This is a genomic window from Buttiauxella sp. S19-1 (assembly GCF_022134725.1).
In the GTDB taxonomy this organism is placed as follows: Bacteria; Pseudomonadota; Gammaproteobacteria; order Enterobacterales; family Enterobacteriaceae; genus Buttiauxella; species Buttiauxella ferragutiae.
Map to the genome: position 1 here is coordinate 48558 of NZ_JAHWLU010000018.1, position 7001 is coordinate 55558.

6 protein-coding genes are annotated in these 7001 nt (G+C 50.8%); 4 read left to right on the forward strand and 2 right to left on the reverse strand.

The annotated features are described in order from the left end of the window. Nucleotides 1-147: 147 nt before the first annotated feature. From ada to mgtE, 4 genes are all read left to right on the forward strand, one after another. Nucleotides 148-1218, forward strand: coding sequence for a bifunctional DNA-binding transcriptional regulator/O6-methylguanine-DNA methyltransferase Ada (gene ada, locus MES37_RS06780; RefSeq protein WP_237930706.1), 1071 nt, complete (start codon nt 148-150; stop codon nt 1216-1218). After that, nucleotides 1218-1859, forward strand: a complete 642-nt coding sequence (gene alkB, locus MES37_RS06785; RefSeq protein ID WP_133522439.1) for a DNA oxidative demethylase AlkB — start codon at nt 1218-1220, stop codon at nt 1857-1859. The genes ada and alkB overlap by 1 nt, the downstream gene beginning before the upstream one ends. Nucleotides 1860-1942: 83 nt before the next feature. Then, nucleotides 1943-3589 (forward strand): multidrug ABC transporter permease/ATP-binding protein, encoded by a 1647-nt coding sequence (locus MES37_RS06790; RefSeq protein ID WP_133522440.1) that lies wholly within the window; start codon nt 1943-1945, stop codon nt 3587-3589. Between the two features lie 91 nt (nt 3590-3680). Continuing rightward, complete coding sequence (gene mgtE / locus MES37_RS06795) at nt 3681-5123, forward strand: magnesium transporter (RefSeq protein WP_064548538.1); 1443 nt, start codon at nt 3681-3683, stop codon at nt 5121-5123. A 6-nt stretch (nt 5124-5129) separates the two neighbouring features. On the opposite strand, the gene MES37_RS06800 is transcribed toward mgtE, so the two are convergent. Further along, complete coding sequence (locus MES37_RS06800; protein ID WP_237930709.1) at nt 5130-5774, reverse strand: IbrB-like domain-containing protein; 645 nt, start codon at nt 5772-5774, stop codon at nt 5130-5132. After that, complete coding sequence (locus MES37_RS06805; RefSeq protein ID WP_237930712.1) at nt 5759-6973, reverse strand: phosphoadenosine phosphosulfate reductase; 1215 nt, start codon at nt 6971-6973, stop codon at nt 5759-5761. The genes MES37_RS06800 and MES37_RS06805 overlap by 16 nt, the downstream gene beginning before the upstream one ends. Nucleotides 6974-7001 lie beyond the last annotated feature (28 nt).

The following is a 7001-nucleotide window of genomic DNA, read 5'->3' on the forward strand; positions in this document are numbered from 1 at the left end:
GCAGAATAAATATCTTAGTCTTAAATTCTTTTTTTGAGAGTTATGCGCTGTTCACTGGGTCTTTATAATAGAAAGCAAGATTGCGGGTTTTTCATTCCGGTAACGCTGTCAGAATCATTTCATGACAGCAAAAGACAGGATCCAGTCATGAAACCATTTTTTGACAATGCCAATGATGAAAGCCGCTGGCAGGCTGTGGAAACCCGTGATCACCGTGCTGACGGGCAGTTTGTTTTTGCGGTAAAAACTACCGGGGTTTGTTGCCGTCCTTCATGCAGCGCCCGCCATGCGTTACGCAAAAATGTCGTATTTTTTGAAAATGTCGGGCAAGCGGTAAACGCCGGTTTTCGCCCGTGCAAACGCTGCCAGCCAGACAAACTTGCCCCTGAGCAACAACGAATTGACCGCATCACCCAGGCTTGCCGCATCCTGGAAACCAGCAATCAACCCATAGCGCTGGCTGAACTGGCTAGCCGTGTTGCCATGAGCCCATTTCATTTTCATCGGCTATTCAAACAAGTCACTGGGTTAACGCCCCATGGCTGGCAAAAAGCGCTACGTGCCAAACGTCTGCGCGAACAACTCACACAAGGTGAGCCTGTTACGCGGGCTGTTTTCGATGCCGGTTATCAATCGGGCAGTAACTATTATCAGCAAGCTGACGAGGTGTTGGGGATGACCGCGAAGCAGTTTCGTCAGGGCGGGGAACGCGCAGAAATCCAGTTTGTGGTCGGGACTTGCCGGTTAGGGGAATTCCTCGTGGCACAAAGTGAGCGGGGGATTTGCGCCATACTGTTAGGTAGCGATGCGCAACGTTTGATTCAGGAACTGGAAACGTTGTTCCCGCATTCTTCTTTAATGGTGGGTGACGCGTACTTTGCGGCGCGGGTAGCACAGGTCGTCAACTTGCTGGAGCATCCCGGCCAACCCATTTCCCTGCCGCTCGATATTCAGGGAACCGCCTTCCAGCAGCTGGTCTGGCAGGCGCTGCGCGACATTCCCGCCGGGCAGACGGCGAGCTATCGCGATATAGCCCAGCGTATTGGCAAACCGCAGGCCATTCGTGCCGTGGCAGGCGCTTGCGCCGCAAACAAATTGGCGGTGGTTATTCCCTGCCACCGTGTGGTGCGAAACGACGGTGCGCTTTCGGGCTACCGCTGGGGTGTGGAGCGTAAACGCCAGTTGCTTGAAATTGAAGCCGAACAGCAGGAGGAGTGATGCTCGATTTATTTGCCGATGAAGCGCCCTGGCAGGAGCCGCTGGCGGAAGGCGCGGTGATTTTGCGCCGCTTTGCCTGTGCCGACGCGCAGCTACTTATCGCGCAAATATCGGCGCTCGCCGCGGTTTCACCTTTTCGTCAGATGGTCACACCCGGCGGTTACACGATGTCGGTAGCGATGACCAACTGCGGGGAAGTCGGCTGGACAACCGATGCTCACGGTTATCTCTACTCACCGATTGACCCGCTGACGTCACAACCTTGGCCGGCAATGCCGAATCTATTTCGTCAGTTATCTGATGCTGCGTCTAAGGCTGCCGGATATCACGACTTTGCGCCCGATGCCTGTTTGATTAACCGCTATGCGCCGGGCGCAAAACTGTCGCTGCACCAGGACAAAGACGAACTGAACCTGCAACAGCCGATAGTCTCGGTTTCGCTGGGGTTACCTGCGGTGTTTCAGTTTGGCGGCCTTAAACGCAATGATCCACTGACCAGAGTGATGCTCGAACACGGTGATGTGGTGGTGTGGGGCGGGCCTTCACGGCTGTTTTATCACGGAATTTTACCGCTCAAACCTGCGCATCATCCAGCGACCGGCGAGTACCGCTTCAATCTGACCTTCCGCCACACTCGTTAACACGAATATAAATAAGAATTATTCTTGCTGTAGCGAAATTGCCGTTTAAACTGCTCGCTGTTTTCGATTTTGGGTAGTGAGTGATGGAACTTTTGCGTGTGGTTTACCGGCAGTATCGCTGGCCTTTTTTGATGGTGATGGCATTAAGCCTGCTCAGCGCGGCGTTAGGTATTGGTTTGATCGCTTTTATCAATCTGCGGCTGATTGAAACGCCGGATATTTCTCTTTCGGTATTACCCGAATTTCTTGGCCTGTTACTGCTGTTAATGACGGTGACGCTCGGCTCACAATGGGCACTCACCACACTTGGCCACCACTTTGTCTTCCGTCTGCGTAGCGAGTTTATTAAGCGCCTGATGGACACCCATGTTGAACGTATCGAAAAACTCGGCAGCGCCGCGCTACTAGCCGGATTAACCAGCGATGTGCGTAATATTACCATTGCTTTTGTGCGCTTACCTGAGCTGGTGCAGGGCATTATTTTGACTCTGGGTTCAGCGGCTTATCTGGCGTGGCTGTCGCCAAAAATGCTTGGTGTGACCGCTATTTGGGTCGCGATAACCGTCTATGGCGGCTATGTGCTGGTGGCGCGGGTTTACAAACATTTGGCGCAACTGCGTGAAATTGAAGACCAGTTGTACAACGATTACCAGACCGTTATCGAAGGCCGCAAGGAGTTGGCGTTAAACCGTGAACGTGCAGAACGCGTCTTTGAGGATACCTATATTCCTCATGCCAGCGACTACCGTCGCCATATTATTCGCGCGGATACCTTCCATTTAAGCGCGGTAAACTGGTCGAACATTATGATGCTCGGTGTCATTGGCCTGGTGTTCTGGATGGCAAATAGCCTTGGCTGGTCTGACACCAATATTGCGGCCACTTTTTCTCTTACTCTGCTGTTTCTGCGCACGCCAATGTTGTCGGCGATTGGTGCTTTACCTACGTTACTGACCGCGCAGGTAGCGTTCAACAAACTGAACCAATTCAAGCTTGCGCCCTACGATGCTAAATTCCCGCGCAGCAAAGAACCGGCAGACTGGCAAACCCTTGAGATGCGTGATGTTGTGTTCCAGTATGCCGATAACACCTTCTGCGTTGGGCCGCTCAATCTCACCATTAAACGTGGCGAACTGCTGTTCCTGATTGGCGGAAACGGTAGCGGGAAATCGACGCTGGCAATGCTGCTGACCGGGCTTTATCAGCCGGTGTCCGGCGCAATCTATCTGGATGGCAAAAAGATTGATGCCAGTAATCAGGACGACTACCGCAAACTGTTTTCTGCGGTGTTTACCGATGTCTGGCTGTTTGACCGCCTGCTTGGCCCGCAGGGTAAGCAAGCCAACTCAGCATTAGTTTCAAGCTGGCTTGAACGCCTGAAAATGAGTGAAAAGCTCGAGCTGGAAAACGGCACCATCCTGAATCTGAAACTCTCGAAAGGGCAGCGCAAACGTGTCGCGTTGCTGCTGGCGCTGGCAGAAGAACGCGATATCATTTTGCTGGATGAATGGGCCGCCGACCAGGATCCGCATTTCCGCCGTGAGTTTTATCAGGTGCTGTTGCCGCTAATGCAGCAAATGGGGAAAACCATTTTTGCCATCAGCCATGACGATCACTACTTTGTTCATGCCGATCGGTTGCTGGAAATGCGCCAGGGGCAACTCAGTGAATTAACCGGACATGAACGCGAGCATGCTTCGCGAGATGCGGTCGCCCGAACCGAGATTTGATCAATAAAACCAGCCTTAATCGGCTGGTTTTTTGTTTTATGCGCCTGAAAGGACTATAACTTAGCACGTCGCAATTAGGGAAAACCGCCAGATGTCTGTCACTCGTAAGCTCAGCACTAACAAGTACAGCACTAAACAGCGTGCGCAAGATCGAGCGCGAATCCTCCAGATTCTGTTAACCAACAAAGCGGTTGCCACCGGTATTCTCGGCAAGTTTCCGCAACCAGATGTCCATACCCCAGAGCAAGATATTGCCGAAATCGTCAAGCTGGTAGCAAGACTGCCCGCCGCCGATCTGGCCGACGTACTGGAAGCACTTCCCAGCGAAGAGCGCCATGCGTTGTGGAGCCTGGTCAAAGATGATGAACGCGGCAAAGTACTGATCGAAGCCTCCGAAACCGTCTGGGACGACTTGATCGAAGGCATGAGCGATAAAGCTTTATTGAATATTATTCGCCCACTGGATATCGACGACCAAATCTATCTTGCACAATATTTGCCTCGTGATCTGATGGGGCGCTTGCTGGCCACTCTGCCGCAAGAGGAACGGGCTCGCGTCAGGCAAGTCCTGCACTACGAAAAACACAGTGTTGGCGCGATCATGGATTTCGAAGTGATCACCGTGCGTGCTGATGTCACGCTGGCGGTGGTGCAACGCTTTCTACGCCTACGCGGAAAAGTGCCGCAAAACACCGATAAAGTTTTTGTTACCACGCGTGATAAAACGCTGCTCGGGGAATTGGGGCTAACCACCATTTTGCTGCACGCGCCGCAAACGTTGGTGCTTAACGTGATGGACGATAATCCCACCTGTTTTGCCCCCGAGGATGATGATGAGGCTGCGGCGCGAACCTTCGAACGTGATGACTTAATCAGTGCGGCAGTTATCGACAGCAGCGGTAAACTGATTGGCCGTTTGACCATCGATGAAATCGTTGATGTGGTTTATGAAGAAACCGATAACGATTTGCGCCGCATGGGTGGCTTGAGTGCTGAAGAAGATGTTTTTGCTCCAGTCAGCAAAGCAGTCAAAGCACGTTGGGCGTGGCTTGCGATTAACTTGTGCACCGCGTTTGTTGCTTCACGCGTTATCGGCCTGTTTGAACATACTATCTCGCAACTGGTGGCACTGGCATCACTAATGCCGATTGTCGCGGGTATCGGCGGGAATACCGGAAACCAGACTATCACCATGATTGTGCGCGCATTAGCGCTACAACATATTCAGCCGGGTAACTTTTCGTTCCTGGTGCTGCGTGAACTGGGCGTTGCGCTGTTCAACGGTATCATCTGGGGTGGCGTGATGGGTTGTGTCACCTGGCTACTCTACGACGACCTCGCGTTAGGCGGCGTGATGACGCTGGCGATGGTGCTCAATTTATTGGTGGCATCGCTGATGGGTGTGCTGATCCCGATGATTATGATGCGGTTGGGAAAAGATCCGGCAGTCGGTTCGAGTGTGTTGATTACCGCTATCACCGACACCGGAGGCTTCTTTATTTTCCTTGGGCTTGCGACAATCTTTCTACTTTAAACGCGGTTATTTTACCGTCCAGGCTTGTGAGAACTGGCGATGGCTAAACAGTTCGAACAGGCCGCAAACCTGCTTGAGTCGCAACACTTCGTCCGTATCCATTCCCAACTCAATACCGATTTTCGAGTCATCCCAACCCAGTTGTGACAACTCGCGCACGATTTCAGCCATCGCATTAATTTGATGACGCCCGCGAGCACGGTTATGACGAATAGTGGCTGCCATGCGGCGGTTCTTGTCATTATTTACCTGAGGCATCAGAACAACTGGAACATACCCCTTGAGTCGTTTGTTCAATTCACCGGCTTTGCTGCTGATTTCAAAACGATGAAAACCATCAATGATAATGAATTGATCGGTACTCTCATCGCATGTCGCGACAATCGGGTGAGTAAACCCGTCCTGTATCAGCGAGGTATTTAACAGCGCTTTCTCCGCAGGTGCCACGTTATTCGGGTTGTAATCATTCGCTTTTATTTCTTGTGTTTTCATCCAGATAACGCAATCAACTGGCTCATTTTTGAAAGGGCTACATTCATGCAATGCGACTTTCACTTGATTGATCGACGTGATGCGCTGAGCTTCCGGCATTGCAGTTAGAAGAGTGCGTAATGAAGCGGTAATTTCTTCAACTGTCATATTATTTTCCATATCTGACGTTTCTCCTGAATACGTTGGATGTAACGTTTGTAACTACTTGATTTATTAGGGCTGAATGAAAGTGTTCGGCACCAGTAATCGTTGTTTAATAACACTTTGCAGATACGCCGCCATGAGGGCATATCCTTGCTTCCGGTATCTTTTTCTTGGGTATCAGGAATATCGTCGGGGAAGCCTCGTGCCTGATACCAGCGCAAGTAAACTGCTATTTTATTGCGATAATGCTCGGCGGTGGTGTCGGGAATACTGTCGAGCAGCGCCATGGCGTACTCACGCCAGGTGAGGTGTTCTGGTTTATTAATCTGCCGACGGGCGTAGAAATCCCCTTTTTCTGAGGCGTATAAACAGCCGCTATTTGCCCCGCTGACGCGTGTGCACATCAACGCCCATTTTTCCGGCTCGAGTACGTGGTAAAGCCATAAACCTTGCCGCTGATCCATGCCAAATGGTTCGCAAATTCGCATATGGCGCATGGGAACCCCAGCCTGATACATCAGAGAATACAGTGTGTTGCAGGTTTCATTTGTCTGGGAAAACCACGTCCAGATATCGGCAGTTTTCCAGTCATAGATGGGATAAACATTATAAGCGTGTCCCTTTGCGGTGGCGGTCGTCCAGGGCTTGTCGTCGGCATAACGTAATTTTTTGTTTGAGGCGATGCTCAGGAAACGGTGATAGGACTCATCCGCACGAATACCAATCATCACAGCCGCTGGGTTTGATGCGGAAAACCATTCAGAAAATGCACCGACAAAGGCTTCAAAGCTCATTGCATACTTATAAAAGGGGAAAAAGTTACCATCAGTAATGGCATCTGATGGGGGTTGGCGAACCCAGGAAACGCCCTCCTGCCAGCACGTCCATTCTGGTTGAAATTGTGAAACTGAATTCGGTGTAGTAAGGGGAAGGGCAACCCAGTAAAAGTCATCGACTACATCTTTGTACTGTTCACGCATCTTTTCGATAACCGAAATGGTGTGGCTAAATTGTGCTTCCCAGTCGACAAACAGAATGCTGATTTTCCGCTTGAGTTGGCGTGCGGCCATAGCAGTTAAATGAAACATTAACGTGGAATCTTTTCCGCCGGAAAATGAGATGCAAATGCGGTCGAAGTTAGTGAATGTCCAGTGAATACGTTCAAGGGATGCCTGTAACACATTTTGCTGGATAGGAATTTTATGTGAAGACATTATTGTTGGTCATGTAATAATTAAAGAT

Bases quoted from the DNA above. Each gene is read 5' to 3' on its own strand.
- ada (WP_237930706.1), top strand. From the start codon at position 148: ATGAAACCATTTTTTGACAATGCCAATGATGAAAGCCGCTGGCAGGCT.
- alkB (WP_133522439.1), top strand. From the start codon at position 1,218: ATGCTCGATTTATTTGCCGATGAAGCGCCCTGGCAGGAGCCGCTGGCG.
- MES37_RS06790 (WP_133522440.1), top strand. From the start codon at position 1,943: ATGGAACTTTTGCGTGTGGTTTACCGGCAGTATCGCTGGCCTTTTTTG.
- mgtE (WP_064548538.1), top strand. From the start codon at position 3,681: ATGTCTGTCACTCGTAAGCTCAGCACTAACAAGTACAGCACTAAACAG.
- MES37_RS06800 (WP_237930709.1), bottom strand. From the start codon at position 5,774: ATGGAAAATAATATGACAGTTGAAGAAATTACCGCTTCATTACGCACT.
- MES37_RS06805 (WP_237930712.1), bottom strand. From the start codon at position 6,973: ATGTCTTCACATAAAATTCCTATCCAGCAAAATGTGTTACAGGCATCC.